This window comes from Streptodolium elevatio, from assembly GCF_053592165.1.
In genome coordinates this window covers 89,960-116,626 of sequence record NZ_JBSFVE010000024.1, presented here as the reverse complement: position 1 = coordinate 116,626, position 26,667 = coordinate 89,960, and the positions used below count along the sequence as shown (strand labels likewise).

At 70.5% G+C, this 26,667-nt stretch carries 26 protein-coding genes; 12 read left to right on the top strand and 14 right to left on the bottom strand.

All coding sequences use genetic code 11. The features are described from left to right. Positions 1-9 precede the first annotated feature (9 nt). Entirely contained in the window at positions 10-831 is an 822-nt protein-coding gene (locus ACWD12_RS33795; RefSeq protein WP_450102766.1) for a TetR family transcriptional regulator, read from the top strand. Between the two features lie 264 nt (positions 832-1,095). On the opposite strand, the gene ACWD12_RS33790 is transcribed toward ACWD12_RS33795, so the two are convergent. The 4 genes from ACWD12_RS33790 to ACWD12_RS33775 form a co-directional block, all read right to left on the bottom strand. Further along, positions 1,096-2,310, bottom strand: coding sequence for a cytochrome P450 (locus ACWD12_RS33790; protein ID WP_450102765.1), 1,215 nt, complete (start codon positions 2,308-2,310; stop codon positions 1,096-1,098). A gap of 98 nt (positions 2,311-2,408) precedes the next feature. Beyond that, a complete protein-coding gene (locus ACWD12_RS33785; protein ID WP_450102764.1) occupies positions 2,409-4,007 on the bottom strand; it encodes an ABC transporter substrate-binding protein in 1,599 nt (532 codons plus the stop codon). A gap of 150 nt (positions 4,008-4,157) precedes the next feature. After that, entirely contained in the window at positions 4,158-5,021 is an 864-nt protein-coding gene (locus ACWD12_RS33780; protein ID WP_450102763.1) for an amidohydrolase family protein, read from the bottom strand. A gap of 32 nt (positions 5,022-5,053) precedes the next feature. Next, positions 5,054-6,814, bottom strand: coding sequence for an AMP-binding protein (locus ACWD12_RS33775; protein ID WP_450102762.1), 1,761 nt, complete (start codon positions 6,812-6,814; stop codon positions 5,054-5,056). A 244-nt stretch (positions 6,815-7,058) separates the two neighbouring features. Between ACWD12_RS33775 and ACWD12_RS33770 the strand changes: the two genes are divergently transcribed. Next, positions 7,059-8,252, top strand: coding sequence for an amidohydrolase family protein (locus ACWD12_RS33770; RefSeq protein ID WP_450102761.1), 1,194 nt, complete (start codon positions 7,059-7,061; stop codon positions 8,250-8,252). Positions 8,253-8,284: 32 nt separating this feature from the next. Continuing rightward, complete coding sequence (locus ACWD12_RS33765) at positions 8,285-8,935, top strand: TetR/AcrR family transcriptional regulator (protein WP_450102760.1); 651 nt, start codon at positions 8,285-8,287, stop codon at positions 8,933-8,935. A gap of 31 nt (positions 8,936-8,966) precedes the next feature. Here ACWD12_RS33765 and ACWD12_RS33760 read toward each other — a convergent pair whose 3' ends face one another. Continuing rightward, positions 8,967-10,433: an MFS transporter gene (locus tag ACWD12_RS33760; protein WP_450102759.1), complete on the bottom strand. Its 1,467-nt coding sequence runs from the start codon at positions 10,431-10,433 to the stop codon at positions 8,967-8,969. Between the two features lie 101 nt (positions 10,434-10,534). Between ACWD12_RS33760 and ACWD12_RS33755 the strand changes: the two genes are divergently transcribed. The 3 genes from ACWD12_RS33755 (at position 10,535) to ACWD12_RS33745 (ending at position 12,471) form a co-directional block, all read left to right on the top strand. Beyond that, positions 10,535-10,921, top strand: coding sequence for a MarR family winged helix-turn-helix transcriptional regulator (locus tag ACWD12_RS33755; RefSeq protein ID WP_450102758.1), 387 nt, complete (start codon positions 10,535-10,537; stop codon positions 10,919-10,921). A gap of 256 nt (positions 10,922-11,177) precedes the next feature. Continuing rightward, complete coding sequence (locus tag ACWD12_RS33750; RefSeq protein ID WP_450102757.1) at positions 11,178-11,516, top strand: DNA-directed RNA polymerase subunit alpha C-terminal domain-containing protein; 339 nt, start codon at positions 11,178-11,180, stop codon at positions 11,514-11,516. A 40-nt stretch (positions 11,517-11,556) separates the two neighbouring features. Continuing rightward, the gene (locus ACWD12_RS33745; protein WP_450102756.1) at positions 11,557-12,471 is read left to right on the top strand and encodes an SDR family oxidoreductase; all 915 of its coding nucleotides are present in this window, start codon (positions 11,557-11,559) and stop codon (positions 12,469-12,471) included. A gap of 478 nt (positions 12,472-12,949) precedes the next feature. On the opposite strand, the gene ACWD12_RS33740 is transcribed toward ACWD12_RS33745, so the two are convergent. Beyond that, positions 12,950-14,164 (bottom strand): trypsin-like serine peptidase, encoded by a 1,215-nt coding sequence (locus ACWD12_RS33740; protein WP_358362454.1) that lies wholly within the window; start codon positions 14,162-14,164, stop codon positions 12,950-12,952. A 210-nt stretch (positions 14,165-14,374) separates the two neighbouring features. Between ACWD12_RS33740 and ACWD12_RS33735 the strand changes: the two genes are divergently transcribed. After that, entirely contained in the window at positions 14,375-14,911 is a 537-nt protein-coding gene (locus ACWD12_RS33735) for a TetR/AcrR family transcriptional regulator (protein WP_358362453.1), read from the top strand. Positions 14,912-15,066: 155 nt separating this feature from the next. Continuing rightward, complete coding sequence (locus ACWD12_RS33730) at positions 15,067-15,372, top strand: helix-hairpin-helix domain-containing protein (RefSeq protein WP_450102755.1); 306 nt, start codon at positions 15,067-15,069, stop codon at positions 15,370-15,372. 51 nt (positions 15,373-15,423) lie between these two features. On the opposite strand, the gene ACWD12_RS33725 is transcribed toward ACWD12_RS33730, so the two are convergent. From ACWD12_RS33725 to ACWD12_RS33710, 4 genes are all read right to left on the bottom strand, one after another. Further along, the gene (locus ACWD12_RS33725; protein WP_450102754.1) at positions 15,424-15,789 is read right to left on the bottom strand and encodes a hypothetical protein; all 366 of its coding nucleotides are present in this window, start codon (positions 15,787-15,789) and stop codon (positions 15,424-15,426) included. A 297-nt stretch (positions 15,790-16,086) separates the two neighbouring features. Further along, positions 16,087-16,605, bottom strand: a complete 519-nt coding sequence (msrA, locus tag ACWD12_RS33720; protein ID WP_358362446.1) for a peptide-methionine (S)-S-oxide reductase MsrA — start codon at positions 16,603-16,605, stop codon at positions 16,087-16,089. Between the two features lie 254 nt (positions 16,606-16,859). Next, complete coding sequence (locus ACWD12_RS33715) at positions 16,860-17,180, bottom strand: RNA polymerase subunit sigma-70 (protein WP_450102753.1); 321 nt, start codon at positions 17,178-17,180, stop codon at positions 16,860-16,862. Positions 17,181-17,318: 138 nt separating this feature from the next. Beyond that, positions 17,319-18,938 (bottom strand): amidohydrolase, encoded by a 1,620-nt coding sequence (locus ACWD12_RS33710; RefSeq protein ID WP_450102752.1) that lies wholly within the window; start codon positions 18,936-18,938, stop codon positions 17,319-17,321. A gap of 380 nt (positions 18,939-19,318) precedes the next feature. On the opposite strand from ACWD12_RS33710, the gene pdxR reads away from it, so the two are divergent. Both pdxR and ACWD12_RS33700 read left to right on the top strand, forming a co-directional pair. Next, complete coding sequence (gene pdxR, locus ACWD12_RS33705) at positions 19,319-20,782, top strand: MocR-like pyridoxine biosynthesis transcription factor PdxR (protein WP_450102751.1); 1,464 nt, start codon at positions 19,319-19,321, stop codon at positions 20,780-20,782. A gap of 352 nt (positions 20,783-21,134) precedes the next feature. After that, positions 21,135-21,857, top strand: a complete 723-nt coding sequence (locus ACWD12_RS33700) for a TSUP family transporter (protein ID WP_450102750.1) — start codon at positions 21,135-21,137, stop codon at positions 21,855-21,857. A gap of 8 nt (positions 21,858-21,865) precedes the next feature. On the opposite strand, the gene ACWD12_RS33695 is transcribed toward ACWD12_RS33700, so the two are convergent. Continuing rightward, positions 21,866-22,414: a hypothetical protein gene (locus tag ACWD12_RS33695; RefSeq protein ID WP_450102749.1), complete on the bottom strand. Its 549-nt coding sequence runs from the start codon at positions 22,412-22,414 to the stop codon at positions 21,866-21,868. Between the two features lie 318 nt (positions 22,415-22,732). On the opposite strand from ACWD12_RS33695, the gene ACWD12_RS33690 reads away from it, so the two are divergent. Both ACWD12_RS33690 and ACWD12_RS33685 read left to right on the top strand, forming a co-directional pair. After that, positions 22,733-23,914, top strand: a complete 1,182-nt coding sequence (locus ACWD12_RS33690; RefSeq protein ID WP_450102748.1) for a cytochrome P450 family protein — start codon at positions 22,733-22,735, stop codon at positions 23,912-23,914. A 141-nt stretch (positions 23,915-24,055) separates the two neighbouring features. Then, on the top strand, positions 24,056-24,331 hold the full coding sequence (locus tag ACWD12_RS33685; protein WP_450102747.1) for a hypothetical protein: 276 nt from the start codon (positions 24,056-24,058) through the stop codon (positions 24,329-24,331). Positions 24,332-24,403: 72 nt separating this feature from the next. On the opposite strand, the gene ACWD12_RS33680 is transcribed toward ACWD12_RS33685, so the two are convergent. The 3 genes from ACWD12_RS33680 to ACWD12_RS33670 form a co-directional block, all read right to left on the bottom strand. Then, positions 24,404-25,042 (bottom strand): carbonic anhydrase, encoded by a 639-nt coding sequence (locus ACWD12_RS33680; protein ID WP_450102746.1) that lies wholly within the window; start codon positions 25,040-25,042, stop codon positions 24,404-24,406. Positions 25,043-25,174: 132 nt separating this feature from the next. Then, positions 25,175-26,149, bottom strand: coding sequence for an aldo/keto reductase (locus ACWD12_RS33675; RefSeq protein WP_450102745.1), 975 nt, complete (start codon positions 26,147-26,149; stop codon positions 25,175-25,177). Positions 26,150-26,187: 38 nt separating this feature from the next. Further along, the gene (locus ACWD12_RS33670; protein WP_450102744.1) at positions 26,188-26,589 is read right to left on the bottom strand and encodes a Zn-ribbon domain-containing OB-fold protein; all 402 of its coding nucleotides are present in this window, start codon (positions 26,587-26,589) and stop codon (positions 26,188-26,190) included. Positions 26,590-26,667 lie beyond the last annotated feature (78 nt).

Below are 26,667 nucleotides of genomic sequence, written 5' to 3'. Positions count from 1 at the left end.
GTTCCTCGCGTGGAAAACGACGCACCAGCGGCCCGCACGCCCCCTGCCCCACCCCCCGGCGACAGTCGGCCGCCCGGCACGTCCCGCCCGAAGTCCAGCCCGGAATCCCAACCGGACCATCCCCGGGCCGCCGCCAAACCGAGCAAGAGCGAGCAGACGCGGTCCCTGATCCTGGAGACCGCGCTGCGCCTCTTCCAGGACCGCGGCTACGACAAGACCACCATGCGGGCCATCGCCACCGAAGCCGGCGTCTCCGTAGGCAACGCCTACTACTACTTCGAGTCCAAGGAACACCTGATCCAGGGGTTCTACGACCGGGTGACCAACGACCACATCGAAGCCGCACAAGCCCGCCTGCGCGGCCGTACCGACTTCGCGTCGCGACTCCAAGTCACCCTGGAGGCCTGGCTGGACGCCGCCGAGCCGTACCACGGCTTCTCCGTCCAGTTCTTCCGCAACGCCGCGGACCCCGACAGCCCGCTCTCCCCGTTCTCCGCCGAGTCCTACCCGGCCCGCCAGACCGTCGTCGACCTCTACCGCGACGTCCTCGCCGGCTCCGCCATGAAACTCGACGCCGAAATGGCGGAAATACTCCCCGAGTTGCTGTGGCTCCACCAGATGGGCATCGTCCTGTTCTGGGTCTACGACCGCTCCCCCGACTCGGCGCGCACCCGCGACTTCGTACGCCGCACCACCCCCATGGTCGCCCGCATCACCAGCCTCTCCCGCTACAAACTCATCCGCCCCCTGGTCCGCGACGCCGAAAAGCTGGTCCGCGACTTCATCGTCCCCGACGGCATCGGCACCCACGAACGACCGCCGTTGCGCTGATTGACGGCCTGAGCGGGTCCTCGCTGCCCGTGCCTGCGGCATACGAGGAGGGCCGTCTCGTGCGGTGCGTGGTTGGACAGCGATCGTCCGCGCACCTCAAGCCGGACCACGCACGCGAACAAGCAACCCCGGTCAGCGAAGGGAGCAATGCCCTGCTCGCCGACCGGAATTCCCGGCACACCACCGGCGACCCTGCTGTCCCGGCGCTCTCACGCTGCGTGCCCGTAGGGTCTGTACAGCGCGGCACCGGAGCCGCGCCCGTGGTCAGCGGCCTAGGTACGCCGGCAGGCTTGCCAGGGCGTTGTTGAGGTTCGAGCGGACGCGGCGGGGCTCGCCGGTCAGTTCGATGCGCGGGAAGGTGGCGAGGAGTTCTTCGAAGAAGACGCGGCCTTCGAGGCGGGCGATGTGCACGCCCAGGCAGAAGTGCTCGGCGAAGCCGAAGGACAGGTGCGGGTTGGGACGGCGGAAGATGTCGAAGCTCTGCGCGTCCTCGAACACCTCCTCGTCGCGGTTCGCCGACGTGTAATACATGGCGACCTTGTCCCCCGCCTTGATCCGCACACCGCGCAGTTCGACGTCCTGGGTCGCGGTGCGGCGGAAGTAGTGCAGCGGGTTCGCCCAGCGCAGGACCTCCTCGACGGCGCCCGGCACCAGCGACGGATCGGCGCGTACGGCGGCCAACTGCTCCGGATGGGTGAGCAACGCGTGCAGACCCGCCGCCAGCATCGTCTTCGTCGTGTCGTTCCCGGCGGTGACGAGCTGCATGAAGAAGGAGCCGAAGTCGGCGTCGGTCATCATCTTGCCGCCGAACTCGGACTCCAGGATCAGGCTCGTCAGGTCCTCTCGCGGCTCCTCGGCACGACGCTTCGCGGCGAAACCGATGGCGTACCCGACCATCTCGCGCGCTGCCGCGCCAGGGCCGTAGCCGTCGCCCTCGGTGCCGCCGACCTCGGGATCCTGCTGGCTGGTGGTCCGTTCCGCGAGGCGGTGGAGGTGGTTCCAGTCTTCCGGCGGCAGGCCCATCAGCTCGCCGATGACCTGCGTCGGAAGGCTGGAGGTCACGTCGTGCACGAACTCGACGGCCCCGTCCTCCGGAAGCCGCGCGAAGATCTCGCGGCAGATCTCCCGGATCCGGCCCTCCATCCCGCCGACGACCTTCGCGGTGAAGGACTTCACCAGCGGTTTGCGGTACGCCCGATGCCGGGGCGGGTCCATCGCCAGCAGGGTCCCGCGCAACGCGGCGAGGCGGGACTCCTCCATGTCCTCCAGGACCACCCCGCCGCTCTCCGCCGAGAAAAGTTCGGGGTGCTGCGAGACGTACTCGACGTCGGCGTGCTTGAGCACCGCCCAGTAGCCGGGTTCTCCGGGCATGTCCTGCCAGAACACCGGCCGGATGCGGCGGAGTTCGGTGAACAGCTCGTGCGGCGGGCCGGCGATGTACAGGTCGGGGCTGTAGATGTCGGGTTTGGCGGTGGTCATGGCTGACTCCTCCGGCGATTCGGCAACGAGGGTGTTCGGGTGACGCGGCGACGGCGCTCGACGGCCACCACCTGCCGCCGGGCGCCGTACTCGACTGCTCAGCCGCTCAGTCCCAACCGGTCCATGAACAGGCTCCCCGCGTTGTACATCTGAACCCCTGTCACGCGCTCCGCGTAGATGATCCCGATGGTCGACTCGGCGTACACCCACACGGGCAGGTCCTCGGCCATCGCCTTCTGGAGCGTCGCGTACGCCTGCTTGCGCACCGCCGGGTCGGTGCTCGCGCGGGCGTCGTCGAGCGCCTTGTCGGCCTGCGCGTTCTTCCATCCGTTCTGGTTGAGCGGGCTCGCCGAGTGGAACAGGCTCCACATCTCCGGCTCCGGGTCGGGCAGCCACGACTGGTACTGCCCCGCCTGGAAGTTCCGCTGCACGTTGAACTTCATGACGAACGCGGCGATGTCCAGCGGCTCGATCCTCATCGACACGTTCCGGTACTGGTCGAGGCGGCTCTTCATCAGCTCGGCCACCTTGATGCCGGTCTGCGAGATCGTGTACGTGAAGTCGACCTTCTTCCCCTCCGCGGCGAGTTCGTCGAACAGCCTCTGCGCCTCTTTCTCGTTCTGTGCCGCCTGCGTCGCGGACGGGTCGAAGAACGGCGACGAGTGGTTGAAGAAGTTCTTCGCCGGCACGAAGCCGTTGCCGAGTGCCTTCGGCACCTCGGTCGGGTCGAGCGCCAGCGCCAGCGCGCGCCGGGCGCGGATGTCGTCGAACGGCGCCTGGCGGAGGTTGAACGCGATGTGCTGGCCGCCGATCAGACTCAGCTGCGCGACCCGGAGTTCCTTCGCCGCGCGGTCGAGATAGTCCGGGTACGAGCTGGGCACCAGGTCTGCACCGCCCGCCTTGACGGTCGTGTACTGCTGCTCGCGGTCCTGCACCGCCTTGATGGTCAGCTTGTCGAGCTTCGGCAGTCCCTTGTCCTTCTGCCAGTAGTTCGGGTTCCGCACGAACACCTGCTCGCTGCCACGCGTCCAGCTCTGGAGGACGAACGGCCCGGCACCCACCGGCTTCGCGCCCGCCTCGGCGACGCCCTTGGCCAGCGCGGACGGCGCCGCGATGTAGGTGAGGCGGGTGGCCACGAGACGGTCGAAGTTCGGGTTGGCGGACTTCGGGGTGATCTCCACGGTCAGCGGGTCCACGACCCGGAGCGCGAGACCGGTCGCGTACGAAGTCTGGGTCGAACGCGTTTCCGGTTTGGCGTGGGTCTCCCAGGTGAGCTTGACCGCGTCCGCGGTGAAGTCGGTGCCGTCGGAGAACTTGACGCCGGCGCGCAGCTTGAGCGTCCAGGTCGCACCGCGGTCAGCCGTCGTAAGGCTCTCGGCGAGGTGCGGCTTTACGCTGCCGTCGGTCGGATCGAGGTAGACCAGCGGGTCGTACAGCGCGGCCAGCCGGGGTTCGTCGGCCACGGCGACGCCGCTCGCGGTGAACGGGTCGAGAGCGCGCGAGTCGCTCAGCGCCAGCATGGTGAGGCTGCCGCCGGCCTTGGCCTCCTGGGTCGCGCCCGCCGGGGACTTCGCTTTGTCCGAGCCGCCGCACGCGGTCAGGGCGATGGCCAGTGCGGCGCAGGCGGCGGCCGCGGCACGGGTACGAGTGCCGGCGCCGGGCGCGCGCCGTCGGGCCGGAATACGTCTCAGGGGCATGACGGTGTCTCCTCCTGGCGGTGTGCACGTGACTGGGGCAAGGCAGGAACAAAGGCAAGGGCGGGGGCGGGAGCGAGGGCGGGGCGGGGCCAGGGCGGGGGGCGGGGGGCGGGGCCGAACGGGGTCGGAACGGGCCGGGTCCGGTAGGCGTCAGTCCGCGAAGCCGAGGACGCGGCGGGCGTTGCCGTACAGGAAACGCGGCCACACCTCGTCCTTGAAGGGCACCTGCGGCAGGTCGCCGAAGATGCGGTCGAGGGACAGGCCCATGGGGAAGTACCCGGCGTAGATGATCTTGTCGGCGCCGCGGGTGTTGGCGTAGTCGACGATCGCCTTGGGGTAGTGCCGGGGGGCGAACGCGCTGGTGGAGTAGTGCAGTCCGGGCCACTTGAGCATGAGTTTGACGGCCAGTTCGGTCCACGGCTCGCAGCCGTGCCGGGTGACGAGGACCAACTCGGGGAAGTCGTACATGACTTCGTCGATCAGTTCGACATGCTGCGCGGCCATCGGCAGGCGAGGCCCTGGCACGCCCGCGCAGACGAACACCGGGATGCCGAGCTCGACGCACTTGGCGTAGATCGGGTACATCTTCTTGTCGTTGACGGGTACCTGCGGGAAGGCCCCGGCGGGGAACAGCGAGGCGGCCCGGGCGCCGAACTTCTGGTGCTCGGCCACGAGTTGGCGTACGGCTTCCATGCCCTGGTTCGGGTCGAGGCTGCTGCACCCGACGAAGCGGTCCGGGTGAAGCGCGACGGCGCGTCGTGCGGTCTCGGTACCGAGGCCGACCAGGCCGTGCTCGATTCCGTGGCGGTCCATCTCGGCCAGCGTGACCGCGATCGGTTCATCGTCGGGCAGGTCCCGGGGAACATGCTTGAACATGTACTCGGCCGGGAAGCGCATCCGCTCCCGGGACTCCCGATCCTTGGTCTGGCGACGGATGAAGTCGTACTGGTCGTCGCCCTGTTGCGGAAAGCCGATCATCGTGTCGAACACGGGTTGGCCGAGGGGAAAGCCCATGGGTGCTCCGAACGTGGTTGGTTCCAGCGCGGTCAGCGGCCGGCTTCGAGAAGGCGCTTGAGGACCTTGCCGGTGTCGGAGTACGGGAGTTCGGTGCGGAACTCGACGTACGCCGGGACCTTGAAGGCGGCGAGGGCGTCCGCGACCCACCCGCGTACGGCGTCCGCGGTGAGTTCGGCGCCCCGAACCGGCACGACGACCGCCTTGACCTCATGGCCGAGGACGGTGTGGTCGACGGCGACGACCGCGGCGTCCGCGATGTGCGGGTGTTCGACGAGTCGGTTCTCGACTTCGACGGGGTAGATGTTCTCGCCACCGCGGATGATCAGGTCGCGCATGCGGCTCTCCAGGTGCAGTACACCGTTTTCGATGCGTCCGAAGTCGCCGGTGCGGTACCAGCGTTCGCTGTCGAGCGCGGCCCGGGTCGCGGCCGGGTCGGCCCAGTAGCCGAGGAACACGCCGGGACCTTGCAGATGGATCTCCCCCACCTCGCCCGCGGCGACCTCACCGCCGTCCGTGGAGCGGATCCGGACACGGGTGTGCGGGATCGGGGTGCCGACCGACGACGTCGCCGCGTCGACCCTCGCCAGGACGGTGCCCGCACCGAACGTCTCCGTCATCCCGTAGCCGTTGCTGACCTGGGCGTTCGGGAATCCCCCCCGGATCCGGCGGAGGAGTTCGGGGGCGAGGTTGGCGCCGCCGCAGCCCAGTGCCGTCACCGCGGAGAGGTCGAACGCCCCGAAGCGGGGGTGGCCGAGGAGCCGCCAGTACTGTGCGGGAACGCCGCTCCACCGGGTGATGCGGTGCCGGGCCATCAACTCCAGTTGGACGCCCTCGTCCCAACGGCCCGGCGGCGGGAAGATCGCCGTGCCGGCGTTGAACGGGCCGGTCGCCAGGATGTTCGCGGCCCCGGAGACATGGAAGAAGGGCGACGTCACGAGGGCCACAGGCGGCCGGGAGACGGACTGCCGGGCGGCGGTCGACCCGGCAGCGGGCGACCCGGCAGCAGTCGTCCCGGCGGCGTTCGGGAGCGCTCCGGTTCCCGCGGATCCGGCGCGTGCGCGTACCCGGGCCGCCGCGATCGCGCCGTGCAGGGCCCACGCCTGCGCGAAGTAGACGATGTTGCGGTGCGAGATCACGGCGCCCTTGGGGCGGCCGGTCGTGCCGCTGGTGAACAGGATGATCGCGGGGTCGTCCTCGCTGACGGGTACGCGCGGCAGTTCCGGTTCGGCCGTCGCACGGCGTGCGTCGGCCGCCCCGGCGAAGGCGCGGAAGTCGACCGCGGGAACGCCGTGTTCGCGCAGGATGGCCGTGCGCTTGCCGTCGGCGAGCACGACGCGGGGCTCGGTCAGGCGCGTGCCGTAGGCGAGTTCGGGCCCCGCCCACCAGCCGTTGAGGCCGACCGCAATCGCGCCGAGTTCGAGCACCGCCCAGTAGGCCAGCACGTGTTCGAGACTGTTGGCGCCGGCCAACGCGACGCGGTCCCCCTTGCGCACGCCGTACACGTCGGCGAGTAGCGAGGCTCGCGCGGTGATCAGGCGCAACGCCTCGCGGTAGCTCGTCGTGCGCTCGGGAAACACCAGGAACGGCTGGTCCGGCCGTCGGTGTGCGGAGTGGGCGAGCATCGCGGGCAGATCGTTGTGGCGGCGTACGAACACCTCGGCCGGCGCCCCGAGCACATCCTCGACCGCGGTCTCGAACGGCATGCCCGCACCGGTGAGCGCGGCACGGGCGGCGGGCGGAACGCCGTCCTGGCCCCAGGCGAGAACGGATCCGGATCGCGGCTTCGACACTGCGGCACCCCCTGGTATGGGCGGTCGGTCGGAACGGTCGTCGGCGGCGGGTGCCGATGCCGGGCGAAACTAGAACACAATTTCATATCTCACAAGAGGCAACACACAGGCGTCGTCGCAAGGATATTTCTTGCCCTGTCCGGTCATGGATCGAGAGCGACCGGATGGCTCTGGCGAAATTTAGAATGCTCTTCTAGTCTTCGCTCGCATGCTCGACCTTGTCCGCCGAACGATGGAGTGCCCTGTGACCGCACCCGCCCTCGACTTCCGCTGCTTCGACTGCGACAACCACTACTACGAGGCCGAGGACGCCTTCACCCGCCACATCGACCGCCGTTTCGCACGGCGCGCGATGCAGTGGGTCGAGATCAAAGGGCGGCGGCGGCTGCTGGTAGGCGGCAAGCTCAACCGGTACATCCCCAACCCCACCTTCGACCCGGTGTCCAAGCCGGGTGCGCTCGACGAATACTTCCGCGGGCGGAACCCGAAGGGGCTGGACACCTCCGAGCTGTTCGGCGAGTTGGAGCCGATCTCGCCGGCGTACCGCGACCGCGACGCGCGCCTGGCGGTGATGGACGACCAGGGGATCGAGGGCGCGGTGTTCCTGCCGACGCTGGGCGTCGGCATGGAGCAGGCGCTGGTGCACGACATCCCGGCGACGGTCGCGGCCTTCCGGGCGTTCAACCGGTGGCTGGACGAGGACTGGGGGTTCGCGTACCGCGAGCGCATCTTCGCCGCGCCCTACATCACCTTGTCCGACCCGGCGGAGGCGGTGCGCGAGGTCGAGTGGGCGATCGGGCGCGATGCGCGCGTGGTGGTGATGGTGGGCGGGCCCGTCACCACGGCTTCCGGGCGGCGCGCGCCCGCAGACCCGGTGTTCGACGGCTTCTGGGCACGCGTCAACGAGGCGGGGCTGACCGTGGTCTACCACGGCGGCGAGTCGCACTACACGAAGTACCTCGCGGACTGGGGAGAGCCGGCCGAGGTCGAGGCGTTCCGCGTGCACCCGTTCCGCCGCCTGGTGTCCGCCAATCCGGTGCAGGACACGTTCGCCAGTCTGCTCGCGCACGGGCTCTTCGACCGGTTCCCGAACCTGCGGATCGCGGCGATCGAGACCGGCTCCGACTGGGTGTTCCACCTGTTCGAGAAGCTCAAGAAATCGTACGGGCAGACTCCGCACATGTGGTCCGAGGACCCCCGCGACACCTTCCGGCGGCATGTGTGGGTCGCACCGTTCTACGAGGACGCGCTGAGCGAACTGCGTACGCTGATCGGGCCCGAACGCATCCTGATGGGCTCGGACTTCCCGCACGCCGAGGGCCTCGCGGAGCCGACGGCGTTCGTCCGTGACCTGCACGGCGCGGGGTTCTCGGACGCGGAGTGCCGCCTGGTCATGCGCGACAACGGGGCGGCGCTGAGCGTCCCGCGTTCGGGCTGAGGCCCGGACCGGCGCGTCGATAGACTTCCCCCATGCTCCCCAACACCTCCGCTCCGCTGCCCGTCGAGGTCATGACCGGTGGGCAGCTCGCCCGCCGGGAGCGGCTGACCCGGGCCGTGGTGGACCTGGTGGCGGAGAGCGGGGCGGACAGCTTCCAGATGAAGGACGTCGCCGACCGCTCCGGCGTCGCGCTGGGCACGGCGTACCGGTACTTCGCGTCGAAGGACCACCTGCTTGCCGTCGCGATGTCGGAATGGCAGCGGCGGTTGACCGACCGGGTGATCGCCGACTTCGACAGACGCGGCGTGCCCGCCGTGCCGGTCGTCGAGCGCGTCCTCGACTACACCAACCGCGAGATCCGCGGCTTCCAGCGGCACGCCCACTTCGCGGGCCTGATGGTGCGGATCTACACCTCCACCGACCCGTTCGCGAGCGAGGCGATGCGGGAGATCTCGCGCAACAACAGCGCGGTCATGGAACGCCTCCTCGCCGACGTCCCCGACCGGCCGCGCGCGATCGCCCGGAACGCCGTCGAGTCGGTGCTGATGCATGCGCTGACGACGTGGGTGACCGACCGGTGCACGATCGCCGACGTCTTCGAGCGCGTGGCGGCGACAGTGCAGTACGTGCTCGCCCCCGAACGCCTGGCGGCGGCGACGGGGGCGGGCACCACTACAGGTTGACGCCATACGGCGAACGGGCGCGTGGGCTGGGTCAGGACTTCCCGGCCGCCTCACGCTTGGCACCCAGCAGCGGCAGCAGGTTCACCAGGAGGCCCGCGATGGCCACGCCCGTGACCAGGTTGGCACCCGGACGGAACGAGCCGAAGTCGGTGTCCCCGGCCGTGACTCCCGTGGTGACCGCGGTGACGACGGCGAGGACCAGGGCGGCGCCGACCTGGCCGGAGGTCTGGACGAGGCCGGATGCGAGGCCCTGCTCGGAGTCGTCGATGCCCTCGGTGGCCTGGGCCATGATCGAGCTGAAGCCGAACGCGAATCCGCCGCCGAGCAGGAGCATGGCGGGCAGGACGGTGACCAGGTAGTTCGGTGTGGTGCCGGCGGTGGCGAGGAACCACACGTACCCGAGGCTGAGCGACGCCATCGCCGCGACCAGGAGCGGCGGTGTGCCGAACCGGTTGATCAGACGCCCCATGACCGGCGACCCGAAGGCCACCACCAGACCGGCCGGGAGAAGGGCCATCGCCATGCGCAGCGCCGACCATCCGAGGCCGTCCTGGAGGTACAGGGACATCATGAACTGGAAGCTCATGTAGGAGCCCATGAGCGCGACCATGCTCAGGTTGGCGCGCACGACCGTGCCGACGCGGAGGATGCCGAACCGGACCAGCGGGTGGGCGACGCGTTTCTCGACGATGACGAACGTGAGCAGCAGGATCGCGGCAAGCAGGATCGAGCCCAGGGTCAGCGGCGCGCCCCAGCCCCGGTCGGGTGCGGACACCACGGTGTAGACGGCCAGGAGCATGCCGCCGCTGAGTGTCACGGCGCCGACGAGGTCGTGGCCGCCCGAGTCGGCGGGGCGGTCGCGCGGGATCAGGAAGTACCCCACTACCAGCGCGAGGATCGCCAGGGGCACGGGGGTCAGGAACGTCCAGCGCCATCCGACGCTGGTGAGCAGGCCGCCCAGGATCAGCCCGGAGGAGTAGCCACTCGCTCCGAAGACGGAGAAGACCGACAGGGCCTTGTTGCGTGCGGGGCCCTCGGGGAAGGTGGTGGTCAGGATGGACAGCGCGGTCGGGGCGGTGAAGGCGGCGGCCAGGCCCTTGACGAAGCGGGTGGCGATCAGCATGCCGCCGCTGTCGACGATCCCGCCGAGCAGTGAGGCGACGGCGAACACCGCGAGGGCGACGAGGAAGACGCGCCTGCGGCCCAGCAGGTCGGCGGTGCGTCCGCCGAGCATCAACAGGCCGCCGTACCCGAGCACGTAACCGTTGACGATCCATTGCAACGACGTGGCTGACAGGCCGAGTTCGTGGCCGATCGACGGGAGGGCCACGCCCACCATCGACACGTCGAGGCCGTCGAGGAAGAGCACGAGGCACAGGACGGCGAGGATGCCCCACAGTCGGGGGCTCCAGCGCGGATCGGTGGCGGACGGGGTGGCGGGAGGAGTGGAGTGCTCGCGAGGGTGCGGCCCCACGATCGTCTCGGCTGAGGGGGACATGACGTTCAACTTAGATGCACATGCATTGAATGTCTACGCATAAAATGCGGGTGCAAAAAATTCCCTTGCATGGTACTGGTTGTCGGCGCTACCTTTGCCGTATGAACACGGAGTCCGTGCTGATCGACCAGTGGCGCAGCTTGCTGTCCGAGTACAGCCGGGTCGCCCAGGAGCTCGATCGCGCACTCCAACACCACCACGGCATGACGATGAGCGACTACGAGGTCCTCGACCGCCTGGTGGACGCCGGCTGCAAGGCACGCGCCCAGGAACTCGTCGGCGACCTCCACCTGAGCCAGAGCGCGCTGTCGAGGGCCGTCGCCCGCATGGAGAAGTGCGGCCTCGTCGAACGCGCGATGTGCGACACCGACCGCCGCGGCGTCTTCGTCACCGCCACGGACGCCGGCCGGGCCGCCCACTCCGCCGCCCGCGCCACCCAACTCGACGTACTCAAAAGGCACTTGGCTGACCGGGTACCCCGAGCCTGAGAGTTGTCGGGGCCACCACGCTCGGCATGGGCATCCGGACTGCGGTGCGCGTGACCGATCACGCACCTTCCGGCCCCGCGGAAACTCCACGCCGAAATAGCGGAAATGATCCCCGAGTTGCTGCGGCTCCACCAGATGGGCATCGTCCTGTTCTGGCTCTACGACCGCTCCCCCGACTCGATGACGGCGCCGGAACTCGCGTACTCGTGAAGAGGGCACACACGATCACGTTGACGGGTTGGCCCCCGGAGGACTTGTGTCCGAGCACGACGATGCTGTCCTGTGCTGCCATCCGGTGTCCTTCTCACCTTTGCCGATTCCGATCGAGGACCTCGAACTCCCCCTACAGGCCTATGCGTTCCTCAAGCGATCCGGCGTCCGTTCTGTCGGCGATCTCGTGGAGCGATACGGCACCGGCCGGCCTGGCATCCCCCATCTCACGGCACAGGACGTCGACGCGCTGCGGAACAAGCTGGCCGCGGTCGGCATCCGCCTGGACGAGCCCGATGGTGCCGACCCGGACGTCGGGGCCCGGCAGAGTGCGGCGCCCCCTGCGGCCATTCGGTGCTGCACGTCGGTGGCATCGCGAGAATGACCGACGTGGTCTGTCAGGTTTTCCTGGCAGCGTCGCGGCCATGACCAAAACACTGCAGGGCAAGGTCGCCTTGGTGGCGGGCGCAACGCGCGGTGCCGGCCGAGGCATCGCAACCGAGCTGGGTGCGGCGGGGGCGACCGTCTACGTCACAGGCCGCAGCACGCGCGGGCAACGTTCCGAGATGGACCGGGTGGAGACCGTCGAGGAGACCGCCGAACTGGTCACGGCGGCCGGCGGGCAGGGGATCCCGGTTCGGGTGGACCACCTGGTGCCCGACGAGGTCAAGGCCCTGGTCGAGCGCATCGACCGCGAGCAGGGGCAACTCGACGTCCTGGTCAACAACATCTGGGGCGGCGACCTGCTGTTCCGGTGGGACGCCAAGATCTGGGAGCACCCGATCGACGCCGGTATGCGCCTGCTCCGGCTGGCCGTCGACACCCACATCATCACCAGCCACTTCGCATTGCCTCTGGTGATTCGCCGGCCAGGTGGCCTGGTGGTCGAGGTCACGGACGGCACCGCCGACTACAACAAGGACCACTACCGCATCTCGCTCTACTACGACCTGGCCAAGACATCGGTCACGCGCCTCGCGTTCGCGCAGGCGAAGGAGCTTGCCGCGTACGGCGCCACCGCGCTGTCGCTGACACCCGGCTGGCTGCGCTCGGAGATGATGCTGGAGCACTACGGCGTGGCCGAGGCCAACTGGCGCGACGCGCTGGGCGGTCAGCCGCACTTCGCGATCTCCGAATCCCCGGCGTACGTCGGGCGGGCGGTGGCCGCCCTGGCCGCCGACCCGCACGTTCACCGGTGGAACGGCGAGTCGCTGTCGAGCGGGCAGCTCGCAGGCGTGTACGGATACACCGACGTGGACGGAAGCCGACCTGACGCCTGGCGCTACGTCGTGGAGGTGCAGGACGCCGGGAAGCCCGCCGACACCACCGGCTACCGATAGACGCACAGCGGCAGCGCGCCTCCTCGCCGTGTTCCTGACGGACGTGGTCGTCGACGCCGACCACGCTGACATGCGCGTCAGCGCGGTGAGGGGCCCTGCTGTTCCCCCTACCGAGGCAGGTCGGCGCATGCTCGAACGCTGAGGCGCAATCGACACCGAAAGGACCGACGATGCCGCACCGGGGCGAAAGCGGTGCCCGACCGAGGCGGCGCATCCGGAGGACTACGAGGCCACCGTCCAGCGCAACGTCCGCGAACAGGTCCGCCCGGTCACCACGCGCGCCATGAGCGGACTGGGCACGACAGAACGCGATTACACCGCCTCATGCCCCGGCACCACACTCCGCCGAAGGCCTCGCCGTACGCGGCCGCGGACCGGGCGGGCCTCGGGAGGCGTCACCTGGTGGGCCACTCGCTCGGTGGCGGGCGGCCCACCAGGGTCCGACGCGGTCCGCCGGGGTGGATGTCGCGCGTCGGGGTCAGGGGGTGGCGTTCTGGACGACGTTGTACATCGCCTGGGTCAGGGCGCCGAAGCCGTTGCCCACCGAGTACGGGCCGAAGGCCCAGTTCGGGTTGCTGCTGCCGGCGGGGACTTGTCCCCAAATGGCGTCCCACCAGGGTGAATTGCCGGAGGAGTTGGTGAAGCGCGACGTGACCGCGACCTGTGTGCCGGTGCCGGTCGCCGAATCGAAGTTCATCAGCCACGGGCCGCCGCTGGATCCCGGCGCCATCGCGGACGGCATGTCGTGGCCCAGGGTTCCGAGGGTCGCGTCGGGGATGGTCGAGCCGCGCGCGTACATCAGGGACCGGCCGTCGAAGCCGCGCCACAGGGACGGGTCGACGCCGTAGTCGTGGCCGTAGGTACCGTCGTTGTTCTTCGTCCAGTACCAGTTGCGGCCGTTGTCCACGGGGTAGCCGAACTGGTGGAGGGTCAGCGGATGGGCTTCCACCCCGAACGCGATGTCCTGGCCGCCCACCACCTGTTGGATCGGGGTGGGGTCGCCGGGCCGTTCGACGGTCGCCATCGCGACGTCGCCGCCGCTGCGGAAGGTGCTGTCGGCGTCCCAGGTCGGCGTGGCCCACACGCGGGTCAGGCCCCAGACGCCGTACGGCGCGATGTCGGCGCCGGGCAGCGGCGCGGTGGTCGGATCGGTCCCGGGGGTGTTGCGCGGGACGGCGGCGCCGTTGAAGCCGGGGATGAACACCGCGTTGACGACGACCGAGTCGCCCCAGACCTGTCCGGTCATCTGGCCCATGATCTTGACGCAGTGCCCGGCGGTGACGATGGTGCTCTGGTTGGCGGCCTTGATGACGTTGGCCGAGCACGCGGAGTGCGTGATCGCGCCGTTCCAGGTGTTGCGGTACTGCATGAGCATCTTGCCGGCGGTACGCGAGATGGCGCCCGGGCCGACCCACGGCTTGCTCAGGTCGTCCCAACCACCGGGCGGCGCATAGGCGTCGGCGCCGCCGGCGTTGAGGCCCCACTCGGCGATCCTGGCCACGTTCCAGTAGTTCACGTTGGACTGCAGCACCGCGGCGTGGTCGGCGCCGGCGGGGACGAGACGCCGGATCTCCACCGGTGCGTCACCCGCCGCCTGCGCGGCGGACGGCACGGTGACGAGGGCGCCGCCGGCGAGGCTCAACACCCCCAGAATCGTGGCGATCTTGCGTCGTAGCGTGCTTCGGACGGGCATGAAGCGGGTCACGTCCTTTCGGTTGCGTCGACCGGGTGCACCGACGGCACGGCGTTGAATGCGACGTTCCAAACGCGAGAACACAAACGCTGTTGGCTCGGGACGGCGCTCGAGCCTGTTTTTGACCGGGCGGTCGGTCATAAGGTGTGGGCACGGGGTCCAACTGTCAAGACCATCCAAGGTGTTGGCCACTCCCAGTCGAGGTGAGAGATGGCGCGACCGGCCGGACCGGGACGCGAGGCGCTCCTGCGCGCGGGGCTTGAAGTCGCCGACGCGCGCGGCCTTTCCAAGATGTCGGTGAACGCCGTGGTCGAGGCGGCAGGCATGGCGAAGGGCAGCTTCTACCAGCACTTCAAGGACCGCGGCAGCTATCTGCTCGCCCTGCACCGCCGATACCACGGCGGGCTCGAGGAACAGGTACTGGCCGAAATAGGCCACATACCGTCGGGCCGCGAGAGGGTGTCCCGAGGCGTCCACTCTTATCTCGACGCCAGCCTCGCCACCACGGGTACGCGGGCACTGCTGGTGCAGGCGCGTACAGAGCCCGAACTGTTCGAGGAGACACGTGTCCGCAACGCGCGGACGAGGGAACTCATCGCACCGGAGATCGCGGCGTTGGGCTGGGATCCGCCGGAGCCGGTCACCCACATGCTCGTCGCGATGGTCTTCGACATCACGCTCGAGGAACTGGTCGACGGCCGCCGCGACGACCTGCGAGAAGCCGTACTGCGGCTGATCCTGCGCTGAACGGCGCGTCCGAAACGTTCAAGACGCGCGCCCGCTGATTCTCGATGATGGTCGAGGAGCGACGCGCTCGCGTCGAGTCGCTCCCGTCACGTGCCGGGCGAGGGCGCATGTCCGCCTTGGCGCGTTCACGCCGACCGACAAGCAAGGCAGGCGACATGGCAGAACGACACGCGGAACTCCTGGAGATGGCCAACGTCGGCCCCGCAGTCGTCCGGCACCTGGCTCGCGCCGGGGTGACGAAGCCCGGCGACCTCGTGGACCGCGACCCCTACGAGATGTACGAGCGGCTCTGCGACCGGGACGGCCGCAGACACGACCCGTGCCTTCTGGACACCTTCATCTCCGTGGTCGACCAGGCCGGCGGCGGCGAACCGCGGCCGTGGTGGACCTACACCGCGGAACGCAAGCGCCGCCTGGCGGTGCCATTCGCGCGACGTTCGGCGTCGAAGTCGCGGCACTGATACCCAAGCCGGCGTTTGGCGTTACGGCGACATCGGCCCGGACCGCTCTCGTCAGCTCATCTGGGACTTGATGTGGTCGACGACGGGCCGGAAGTCCTCAGTGGGCGAGAACTCGACGAACTCGGAGTCCTCAAGCGCCTCCGGAACATGGCCGGGACTCCAGTAGTACGCCTGCCCCGCCTCGTAGACGTCGTCACCCGCAGGGGTGTGCATCGTCAGCCGTCCCTTGATCAGGTAGCCCCAGTGCGGGCATTGACACGCGTCGCCTGGGAGCCCCTGCATCGCCGGTCCCATGTGGGCACCCTTCGGCAGCCGGATGAAACCGACCGACAGGTCACCGCCAATGGGTTTCGTGCGCAATTCCACACCGTCGCCCTCGATCACCACGGGAACGTCGTCACGGTTTGCGGCCGTCATGGCACTCGCCTCCTCTGGCCCTCGTGAAACCCCCCATTTCTCCAGCCTGACACCCCTGGAGCGCCGAGTCATGTGGGAGGGATCGCACGAAGCGTGCGGGGCGCTCCCGTGTTCGTGCCTGGATCTTGGCCCTCTGGGCTGCTTCGGCGGGGCGCTTAGGCGGATGCGCGCACAGGGGCACGACCAGGACCCCGTTGATCCCTCCGGGTCTACCCGTCACCCGGTGTCCGGGCAGGCAAATTGGCCGCATGTGGGGGTGCGGCGCGGGGTCTTCTGCTTGGACGGGGACCGGGCGGGTCAGGCGGGGTGGGTGGTGCGGCGCGGGAGTTTCCAACCGGGGCGGGGGAAGTGGCAGGTGTAGCCGTTCGGGTAGCGCTCCAGGTAGTCCTGGTGCTCCGGTTCGGCCTCCCAGAAGTCGCCGACCGGTTCGACCTCGGTGACCACCGGGCCCGGCCACAGGCCACTGGCGTCGACGTCGGCGATCGTGTCCTCGGCGACGCGGCGCTGCTCGTCGTCGGCGTAGTAGATCGCCGAGCGGTAGCTGCTGCCGATGTCGTTCCCCTGCCGGTTCTTGGTGCTGGGGTCGTGGATCTGGAAGAAGAACTCCAGGACGTCGCGGAACGTGGTCTTCTCGGGGTCGTAGACGACCTCGATCGCCTCGGCGTGCGAGCCGTGGTTGCGGTACGTGGCGTTCGGGGTCGTGCCGCCGCTGTAGCCGACCCTCGTCGAGACCACGCCGGGTTGCTTGCGGAACAGGTCCTGCATCCCCCAGAAACAGCCGCCTGCCAGTACGGCCTTCTCGGTACGCCCGGTCATCGTCGAGGTCCCTCCTGTCGGTGCTTCCACTGCCGCCGCCTGACGTCGCGAGAGGCGAGGGCTTTCAGTGTCCCCCGGGCGAGGGTACGCCCCGCGTCGGCGCCGGCGGGATCCGCACCCTGGGGAGGTCCTGGAGGGTCGCCGGTCACGCGCCCCGAGGCTCCCCCGAATACCCTTCCAGGCGGCTGCGCCATAAGCAACATATCGGTATATTTCGCCCGACGATGTGGCGCTCACCCCGGCACGGCCGTCCGTCAGGCGTCCTCTTTCGCCGCGTTGCCGGTGCGCTTCACGGTTCGAGACACGCCCTTGGCGATCTGCGAGACACGCGGCTGCGACAGCCCCAGGGCCGCGGCGATGTCCTGGATGGTGCGGGTTTCGCGCATCTGCACCACCGCTTCCTGCCGTATGCCCCGCAACTCCGTCTGCAGATCGGGCATCTGCTCCAGGACCACCCCCACCGCAAGCGCCCGCTCATACGGGTCGGGCACCGCCGCAAGGATCGCGAACGCCTCCCGGACCGCCGCGGTCGCGTCTGCGGCCGCTCCGCTCGTCGCACTTCCGGCCTCACGCAAGCCAGTCACCGTGTCCCCCAACCCCAACCGATCAAAAGCTCCCGGCCGCAGCGTAGTGGCGCGACCCGCGAAAGTGTCGGCGTACGGCGGTGAACCGCGCCAACATCCGTTCAGCGCACCGGGGTTGCAGGCAGACGGTCAGACCGGCGCACCTTCGAGGTACGTCGCGCGAACGGCGATGTCGCCGATTGCCTCGGGGGCGGTGTGGCGGGGGTCGGCGGACAGGACGACGAGGTCGGCGTATTTGCCCGGAGTGAGCGAGCCGATGACGTCATCGGCGTGGAGCTGCCACGCGGCGTCCAACGTCTGGGCGCGCAGGGCCTGTTCAACGGTGATGGTCTCGTGCGGCGCCAGGACGCGGCCGGATTCGGTACGGCGGGTCACCCCCGTCATGATGTTGCCCAGCGGGTCCGGCGGCGTGACGGTGCCGTCGTTGTGCAGCGAGATCCGTACTCCGGCACCGAGCGCGGACCGGGCCGCCACCCACTCCTCGCCGCGCGGCCCGAACAGGTCGTCGACCAGCACCTCGCCCCAGTAGCGCACGTGTGCCATGAAGAGGCTGCAGGTGACGCCGAGGCGCGCCGCCCGGTCGTATTGCTCGCGGGTCATCGCGCCACAGTGCTCCAGGCGCAGCCGACGGTCCGTCATGTCCGGGTGCTGGGCGAGGAGTTCCTCCCAAACGTCGAGGACCATGTCGGTGGTGACGTCCCCCTGCGCGTGGCAGGCCAGTTGCCAGCCTTCGGCGAAGTAGGCCTCGGCGATCGCCCGGTACGCCTCCCGGTCGTAGTTCGTCTCGCCGTGGTGCGAGCACGGCAGTCCGAGGACGACGCGTGTGGCATGCGTGTCCAGGTACGGGAACGACGTGGCGATGTTGCCGTTCCACGGCGACCCGTCCGCCCACGTCTTGATGCCCACCTGCCGCACCATGTCGTCGCCGTTCAGCAGCGGGACGGCGGTCGACAGCGTGGGGTCCGACGCCTCGTACAGCCGCAGGCGCGCGGTCAGTCCGCCTTCCGCACGCAGCGCGTCGACCATGGGGCGGCGGGACGCGTGGAACGCCAGTTCGCCGACGGTGGTCACTCCGACGCGGTTCAGCTCGGCCAGGTTCGTGCGCAGCGTGTCCGGCCCCGGTGGGCGCCGGGCGAGCGCCGACCCGACGATTGCCGCCAGCGCGCCGCCCTCCAGGCCCTTGCCGGTGGGTTCGCCATCGGCGTCGCGGACGAAGTGGGCACCGACCGGGTCGGGCGTGTCGCGGGTGATGCCCGACGCGCGCAGCGCCGCGGAGTTCGCGTACACCGCGTGTGCCGAGTTCGTGATCACGGCCAGCGGGCGGTCCGGCGACAGCGTGTCGAGCCATGCGCGCGTCGGCTCGACCAGGCCCCTCTGGAGCAGGCCGTCCCAGCCGAACAGGTACGCCCCGTGCTCCGGGTCGGCCGTCGCCACCGCCTCGCGTATCGCCGCCACGACGCCCTCGGCGGTACGCACCGTCGTGGGGCGGATGTCGCGGATCGGGCCGTCCGTGCCGAAGCCGAGGCTCACCGGGTGCCCGTGGGCCTCGACGAAGCCGGGCAGCAGGCAGCCGCCGGCGAGGTCCACGACCTCGGTGCCGGGCCCGACCAAGGCTCGGACGTCCGCGGCGTCGCCCACGGCGGCGATCCGGCCGTCGCGGACCGCCAGCGCCTCGGCCTGCGGTCGGGCGTCGTCGACCGTCACCACGGAGCCGCCGAGGAAAACCACATCTGCATCAATGCGCGACAAGGGAGGGCTCCTCGGTCCGGTGCGGGGCCGGCGCCTGTGCGGTGCGGCGCGGGCGGGGTATGGGCAGCAGAGGCGGGGGCGCCGAGGGCGGCGTTTCGTACGCCGTACGCGGTGCGGTCATGGGTCGTACGCCTTCCTCGTCGCTGCGGCGGAGAATGATCACGCTCGCAGGGCACTGGAACCGGAACAAGAACCACATCCGACCGCGATGACGGTGCCAGATGAAACATCGTCTGCGCCCGGCGGCGCCGCCGGGCGCGGGAAGACGCGAGCAAAATGTCACGGAAGCCCATATATGACAGCTAAGTGGACGTGCGACCGATGTGAGGCCGACCACGGCCCGGTCCCGGTCCGGCCCGCGACCGGGCACGATCGGCCTCGTGTACCTTCCGCTCGACCACGACTCCCCCGAGCCGCTGTACCGCCAGGTCCGCCGGCAGTTGCAGAACGCCATTTCGGCCGGCGACTTCGGTGCCCGGCGTCTGCCGTCTTCGCGCGAGCTGGCCGCCTCGCTCGGGGTCAGCCGCAATACGGTCAACCTGGCGTACCAGGAGCTGGTCGCGGACGGCTATGTGACGGCCGAGCCGCGGTCCGGGATGGTGGTCAACCCCGAGCTGGTCGCCCGGCTCGCCGCCGACGACCCGGGGAGCGCGCCGCGCCGTCCGCGTCCCGCGTGGCTGCGGGAGTTGGCGGCACGGCCGCCGCGCGACTCGTACCCGCACATCGCCAAGCCCGCCGACTGGCAGCGCTACCGCTACCGCTTCGTCAACGGGCACCTGCCGTTCGAGACGTTCCCGACCGCCGCGTGGCTGCGCTGCCTGCGTACGGCGCTGACCGCCGAGCACCGCGCCGCGAGCCTCCAGGACAGCCAGGACGCCGACGACCCGCTGCTCCTGCGCGCCCTGTGCCGCGACGTGCTGCCCGCGCGCGGCATCGCCACGACTCCCGACCGGGTGCTGGTCACGAGCGGATCCCAACAAGGCATGCATCTGCTGGCGACCGCGCTCGTCGCCCCCGGCGCGCGCGTCGCCGTCGAGGACCCCGGCTATCCCGACGCCCGGCACATCCTCGCCCGGGCCGGCGCCGAGTTGGTCGGGCTGCCGGTGGACCACTGGGGCGTCGTCCTCGACCCGTGGCCGGACGACATAGCCATGGCCGTCGTCACCCCGAGCCACCAGTACCCGACCAACGCCACCCTGTCGGCACCGCGCCGCGGCCACCTGCTCGACCTCGCCACCGCGCGCGGCTTCCCGGTCGTCGAGGACGACTACGACGGCGAACTGCGGTACGTCGGCCGCAGCACCCCCGCACTCGCCTCCGCCGACCCCGCGGCGGTGGTCTACCTGGGCAGCTTCGCCAAGTTCCTCGCGCCCGGGCTGCGCCTCGGCTACCTGGTCGGCGAACCGGAGCTCATCGCCTACCTGCGCGACCTGCGGCGGTACATGGTCCGGCACCCACCCGGACACCTCCAACGCGCGCTGGCCCTGCTGATCGGCAGCGGCGAGTACCGCCGCTGGGTGCGGACGCTGCGCTCGCTGCTTCGCGAACGCTGGCTCGCCGCGCGCCAAGCCGTCGACCGCCACCTGCCGGGCTGGCGGTACGACCCGGCGGCGGGCGGCGTCAGCCTGTGGCTGCGCGCACCCGCGGGGCTGGACACTCGGCTGCTCGCCGGGCGCGCGGCGGCGGCCGGGGTCCTGATCGAGACCGGTGAGGCGTCGTTCCTGTCCGACGAGGGGCCGTACGACAGCGTGCGCCTGGGGTTCACCGCCGTCCGCACGGCTGACATCGATCCGGGGATCGCCGCACTGGCCACCGAGGCCAGGGCGCTGCTGGGCGGTCGCTGAGGGGGCCGGCCGACGGACATCTGGACCCGTCACGATGCCGATCTCTGGATCTTTACCGGGTCCAGTACGGCCCGCCAGCCTCGATGACCATGACGACCCGAGCACCACTCCCTGGCGTACACCCTGCCGAAGCGAACGCGGAGGCGTGTGCGGAAGCGGCGGCCGACTCGCGCGCGGAGGCGGCGCGCCCGGGAACCTTTCCGGGACCTCTTCCGAGAACTTCTCGGGGGACACGTCCGGGAGCCGCCGTGCGCAGAGCACCCCTGCGCCGGACTACCGGACGGCTCGATACCGGGCGAGTAGCTGCCGGACACCGAACTACCGGACGGCACGTGGCCGGGCGGCGCGGCGCATGACGGCCGGTGTGGAACTCGCCTTGGCCGTCGGGGCCGTCGCCGCCGCGGCCGTCGTCCAGGGCGGCACCGGAGCCGGCTTCGGCCTGATCAGTGCGCCGCTGTTGGCGCTGATCGACCGGTCGTTCGTGCCCGGGCCGGTGCTGGCGCTCACGGTCGTCGTCTGCGGCGTCGGCGCTTGGCGGGAACGCGAGGCGCTGGTGGTCCGCGACCTGCGGGGCGCGGCGGTGGCGAGCGTACCGGGGATGGTGGTCGGCGTGTGGGCGCTGTCGGCCCTCGACGCCACACCGATAGCGCTGGTCACCGGGGTCGTGATCGGGGCCGCCGTCATCGCGGCGTGGTGCGGCCTACGCATCCCCGCGACCCCCGCCGCTCTCTCCTGCGCCGGGGGTCTGTCCGGCTTCCTCGGCACGCTTATCGCCGCGCCCGGCCCCCCGGTGTCGCTCGTCTACCGGCCGCCGGCAGCGCCGCGTCTGCGCGCCAACCTGTCCGCGTACTTCGCGGTGACCTCGGTCGTCGCGCTCGCGCTGCTCGCCGCCACCGGCCGCTTCGGCCGGGCCGACGCCGTGCACGCGGCGGTCCTGCTGCCCGCCGGGCTGGCCGGGGCCGCGATCGGAGGACGCCTCGGCAGCCGACTCACCGGCCGCACGGTCGGCCAGGCCGTCCTGGGCGTCGCGTTCGCGTCGGCGGTTGTCGTCACCGCCAAGGCGGTTGCCGCCTGACGCCGCGATCAGCCGGCGGTGGCCTCGATGCGCGAGAAGGTGCCGTACGGGCCCATCTCGCCCCAGGCCAGCCGTGCGGCAAACGGCGCCATCAGGTCCGTCGGCGGCAGCGGTGCGGCCACCCGATCGGCGGTCTCCAAGGCGGCCAGCGTCACGTGGGGGCGGAAGTTCTCGCCGGCGCCGCTCAGCACCGGCAGGTCGAGGTCTCGTGCGTGTTCGAGCACGCGGCGGTGCGCAGCTTCCAGCGCGGTACGCCGCAGCGCCTCCAGGCCGACGTACACACCACCCTGCGGCAGGTAGAGGTCACCCCGGGCCATCGCGCCGAACTGCACACCGGACGGCCGCACTTCGGTCACGGGCGCGATCGCCGCCACACTCCGGCCCCACAGTTCGGCGGCCGACCCCCGGGGCGCGTCGACGTGCAGCAACGTGATGTGCGGCAGGTACTGCTCGCCGATGCGCATGATGGTCGGCACGCCAGCGGTGATGCGCTCTGCGTACGCGCTCAGGGCGGCGTTGGTGTGGTCGTCGGGCAGCAGGATGATGCCGTACGGCACGGAGGCGGCGTCCCCTCTGTGTCGGGACCCAGGCGGATCCTTCGCGGTGGTGGCGGCCGGTCACAACGTGCCGCCGGTTCCCCGACGTTGCCAGATCCCCGGGCCTGCCGGTACGCGTTGTCCCGATCGCGCATGAGGGCGGTACGTCCGCCGCGCGGGTTCACATAGGCTCATCACCGGACGCAAAACGCAGTGCGCAGGACCGCGCGTACGCGAGACCGCAGGACCGGGCGTACTTGGGACCGGGCGTACGCGGGACCGCACGCACGCAAAACCCGCACGTACGGCAAGGGGAGACGGCAAGTGGATCCGGAGGCCATGTCCAAGCAACCGCACGCCGTCGGTGCGCGGCTGCGCGAAAGCGGGCCCGCGCACAAGATCGTGGCCCCGGACGGCAGCGCCGCGTGGCTGGTCACGCGCTACGAGGACGTCGCGCCCCTGCTTGCCGACCCCCGGCTGTCCCTGTCCAAGCAGCATGCCAAACCGGACGGCGGTTACCGCGGTTTCGAACTGCCACCCGCCCTGGACGCGAACCTGCTCAACATGGATCCGCCGCAGCACACCAGGCTGCGCCGGCTGGCCAGTCCGGCCTTCGGCGCCGGGCACGTTGCCCGCATGCGGCCCGCGCTGGAGAAGGCGGCGCATCGGCTCGCCGACGACCTGGCGGCGGCCGGGGAAGTCGACCTCGTCGCCGACTACGCCGCGCCCTTCTCGGTGCTCGTGATCTCCGAACTCCTCGGTGTTCCGGAGGAGTCCCGCCATCGGTTCAGGGCGTGGACGACCGGCCTACTGGGTGCGGGCGCGACCCGCGAAGGCATGCGCGAGATCGTCGGGGAAATGCTGCGCTTCTTCACCGGGCTGATCGCGGACAAGCGCACAGCGCCCGGAACCGACGTGCTGTCCGCGCTCGTTGCCGCCCGCGATGCCGACGACGACCGGCTCACCGAGGACGAGCTCACCTCATTGGCGTTCCTGCTCCTGTTCGCCGGATTCGAGAACTCGGCGAATCTGATGGCGAGTTGCCTGCACGCGGTACTGACCGACCCGGAACTGCGCCGGAGCGTACGCCCGCCGGCGGACGCCGCCTCCTCCCCCGACGCGACCGCCGCACTCGTCGAGGAGGTCGCGCGCCACGAGTCACCCGCGCTGCTGGCCATCCGCCGCTTCCCCGTCGAGGACATCGACGTCGGCGGCGTCGTGATCCCCGCCGGGGAGACCGTACTGCTGTCGCTGGCCTCCGCCAACCGCGACCCGCGGCGCTTCACCGCACCGGACGCGGTCGACCCGGTGCGGCCGGATCTCGCCCGGCACCTGAGCTTCGGCCAGGGCATCCACTACTGCATCGGGGCGCCGCTCGCCCGCTTGGAAGCGCGGATCGCCGTCGGCGTGTTCCTCGACCGCTTCCCGAACGCCCTTCTGGATCCCGGCAGTCCGCCGCGTTGGCAGCCCTCGCCGCGCGTACGCGGACTGGCGTCGCTTCCGGCGCTCGTCGACGGCTGACCGTCCGGGCCCGCGGCGGCGACGCACCGGACTCACCGGTCGGGGCACACCGTAACAAGATCGACAAATCCGCTCCGCACCCGGCGAACAGCGTTCCGTTTCCCCGTGACATCAGGCCAACTCCCGCGCCACTATTGACACATGGGCACGTCTGGTGAGCACGTTGACCACCGGCCGCGGGTCGCGGTGCGGTTCCGCGGCGCGCGCCAGGACGTCGAATTGCCCATCGTGCGCCTGGAGCAACGCGCCAACGGGCGCTGGTACGCGGTCGTGGAGCTGCCGCGGTGGTCGGACGACGGCCGCGAAGTCGTCCCCTGGGACGAGCAACTGACGCTCCCCCCGGGCAGCTTCCGCCAGTTGCCGGGCGAGGACTACAGCGCGCTGAAGCGCGTACGCCATCCGAACATGAGCCTGTAGCAGCACTCATGGATGTACATCCGGGGCCGGGACATCCGGGCCCGGGAATTCCGAGCCCGGGGTGACGCGGCGTCAGGCAGGCAGCGTGACGCCGCGCGTCGTGACGATGCGGGCGCTGCCCTCGGCCAGTTGGTACGACATCCCGACGACCGCGGCATGTTCCGCCTCGACGAGGTCCGCGAGCACGCGCGATCGGTCCAGCAGGACGTCGACGGTGTGCCGGACGTGCTCGTCGATGATGTCGCCGTCGCGCTCCAGCCCGGCCGCGCGGGCGGCGAGCACGCTGGGCGTCACCCGCTCCACGACATCGCGGACGTAGCCGGAGGTCGGCAGCCCCTCCTTGACCGCGAGCCGGGCGGCGGCGACGGCGCCGCAGGAGTCGTGGCCGAGGACCACGACTAGGCGGCAGCCCAGCACGCCCGTGCCGTACTCGATGCTGCCCAGCACCTCGGCGCCGAGGACGTGCCCCGCGGTGCGGACCACGAAGAGGTCCCCGAGGCCCTGGTCGAAGATGATCTCGGCGGCCAGGCGGGAGTCCGAACAGCCCAGCAGCACCGCGAAGGGCGTCTGGGCGGGCGCCAGGTGCGCGCGACGGGCGGCGTCCTGGTTGGGGTGCTTGGGCGCTCCGTCCACGAAACGGCGGTTGCCGGCGAGGAGCAGCTCAAGGGTCTCGGTGGGCGACGGCGCGGCGGGAGGCGTGGGGATGGACATGGGACGGAGCGTACGAGGGTGGAGATCATCGCGCGCGCCGGACCCGCCCCAGTGCGGCATGGGGAGGATGTGGTATGGCGTTCGGGTGACGGCGGTGCTCGCCGGGCACGTCGCTCCCGTGGCTTCGGCCACTCAGCCGAAACCGACCACCGGTTGCGGCGTGTACGGCGCTTCCAGGCGGGCCGCCTCGTCGTCCGTGAGGTCCACGGACAGCGCGGCCAGTGCGTCGTCGAGGTGGTCCGGCTTGCCGACGCCGACGATCGGTGCGGCGACGACGGGATTGCGCAGCAGCCAGGCGAGCGCGATCCGGGCCGGCGCCTCGCCGCGCTCCTCGGCCACCCGGGCGACCTCTTCGACGATGGGCCGGGCCGCGTCGTCGGCGTACAGCGTGCGGCCGAAGGCGTCGGTGCCGCTCCGCTCGGTCGAGGTACCCCACGGGCGGGCCAGTCGGCCCCGGGCGAGCGGGCTCCACGGCAGTACGCCCACCCCCTGGTCCGCGCACAGCGGGAGCATCTCGCGCTCCTCCTCGCGGTGCAGCAGGTTGTAGTGGTTCTGCATGGAGACGAACTTTGTCCAGCCGTGCCGCTCGGCGGTGTACTGGGCCTTGGAGAACTGCCACGCGAACATCGACGAGGCGCCGATGTACCGGGCCTTGCCCGCCTTGACGACGTCGTGCAGCGCTTCGAGGGTCTCCTCGATCGGGGTACGCCGGTCCCAGCGGTGGATCTGGTATAGGTCCACGTAGTCGGTGCCCAGCCGCCGCAGGCTGTTGTCGATCTCCGTCATGATCGCCTTGCGGGACAGCCCGGCCGCGTTCGGTCCGCCGCGCATGGGGCCGTGCACTTTGGTCGCGATGACGACCTCGTCGCGGCGGGCGAAGTCCTTGAGCGCCCGACCGGTGATCTCCTCGCTGGTGCCGTCCGAGTAGATGTTGGCGGTGTCGAAGAAATTGACGCCCGCCTCGACGGCCTGGCGGATCAGCGGGCGCGCCGCGTCCTCGTCGAGGGTCCAGTTGTGCGTGCCGCGCGCGGGGGTGCCGAAACTCATGCAGCCGATGCAGATCGCGGACACGTCCAGGCCGGTGTTGCCGAGCTTCGCGTACTTCATCCGCCCACCCTAGAGGGTGATCGGGCGCGGTCGCGGGTTCATCGGCGGCGTGGGCGGAACACCGGCACGGCTTCGCCGCCTTCGGGTTGGACGAAGTCGACGACGACCTCCTGGCCGGTGGCGACGGCCCTCGGGTCGGCGCCCAGGATGCGGGCGTGCAGCCATGGTCCTTCGGTCAGTTCGACGATCGCGATCACCGCGGCGGGGGCGTCCTCACCGTCGGCCGGGCGGCCGTGCACGACCGTCCAGGAGGCGATCGTGCCGGTGCCCTGGGCGGGCGTCCAGGCGAGGTCGGCGCCGCCGCAGCGGGCGCAGGCGGTGGTCTGCGGCGCGTTGCCATGGGCGCATTCGGAGCAGCGCCGGATGAGCAGTTCGCCGCGTGCGGTGCCGTCGAAGAATTCCTCCGTGGCGGGGTCCCGTCGGGTGATGCCGATGATCATGTGCGTGCTCCGGGTCGGCGGTGCGGGGTCGGATTCGGGGGTTGGGTGGCTTCGGGGGCGGGTGCGGGGGCGGCTGCG

Coding starts and splice junctions, on each gene's coding strand:
- ACWD12_RS33730 (WP_450102755.1), top strand. CDS start 15,067: ATGGCAGAACGACACGCGGAACTCCTGGAGATGGCCAACGTCGGCCCC.
- ACWD12_RS33785 (WP_450102764.1), bottom strand. CDS start 4,007: ATGCCCCTGAGACGTATTCCGGCCCGACGGCGCGCGCCCGGCGCCGGC.
- ACWD12_RS33740 (WP_358362454.1), bottom strand. CDS start 14,164: ATGCCCGTCCGAAGCACGCTACGACGCAAGATCGCCACGATTCTGGGG.
- ACWD12_RS33745 (WP_450102756.1), top strand. CDS start 11,557: ATGACCAAAACACTGCAGGGCAAGGTCGCCTTGGTGGCGGGCGCAACG.
- ACWD12_RS33755 (WP_450102758.1), top strand. CDS start 10,535: ATGAACACGGAGTCCGTGCTGATCGACCAGTGGCGCAGCTTGCTGTCC.
- ACWD12_RS33725 (WP_450102754.1), bottom strand. CDS start 15,789: ATGACGGCCGCAAACCGTGACGACGTTCCCGTGGTGATCGAGGGCGAC.
- ACWD12_RS33735 (WP_358362453.1), top strand. CDS start 14,375: ATGGCGCGACCGGCCGGACCGGGACGCGAGGCGCTCCTGCGCGCGGGG.
- ACWD12_RS33685 (WP_450102747.1), top strand. CDS start 24,056: ATGGGCACGTCTGGTGAGCACGTTGACCACCGGCCGCGGGTCGCGGTG.
- ACWD12_RS33670 (WP_450102744.1), bottom strand. CDS start 26,589: ATGATCATCGGCATCACCCGACGGGACCCCGCCACGGAGGAATTCTTC.
- ACWD12_RS33700 (WP_450102750.1), top strand. CDS start 21,135: ATGACGGCCGGTGTGGAACTCGCCTTGGCCGTCGGGGCCGTCGCCGCC.
- ACWD12_RS33690 (WP_450102748.1), top strand. CDS start 22,733: ATGTCCAAGCAACCGCACGCCGTCGGTGCGCGGCTGCGCGAAAGCGGG.
- ACWD12_RS33780 (WP_450102763.1), bottom strand. CDS start 5,021: ATGGGCTTTCCCCTCGGCCAACCCGTGTTCGACACGATGATCGGCTTT.
- ACWD12_RS33680 (WP_450102746.1), bottom strand. CDS start 25,042: ATGTCCATCCCCACGCCTCCCGCCGCGCCGTCGCCCACCGAGACCCTT.
- ACWD12_RS33765 (WP_450102760.1), top strand. CDS start 8,285: ATGCTCCCCAACACCTCCGCTCCGCTGCCCGTCGAGGTCATGACCGGT.
- ACWD12_RS33760 (WP_450102759.1), bottom strand. CDS start 10,433: ATGTCCCCCTCAGCCGAGACGATCGTGGGGCCGCACCCTCGCGAGCAC.
- ACWD12_RS33675 (WP_450102745.1), bottom strand. CDS start 26,149: ATGAAGTACGCGAAGCTCGGCAACACCGGCCTGGACGTGTCCGCGATC.
- ACWD12_RS33790 (WP_450102765.1), bottom strand. CDS start 2,310: ATGACCACCGCCAAACCCGACATCTACAGCCCCGACCTGTACATCGCC.
- msrA (WP_358362446.1), bottom strand. CDS start 16,605: ATGACCGGGCGTACCGAGAAGGCCGTACTGGCAGGCGGCTGTTTCTGG.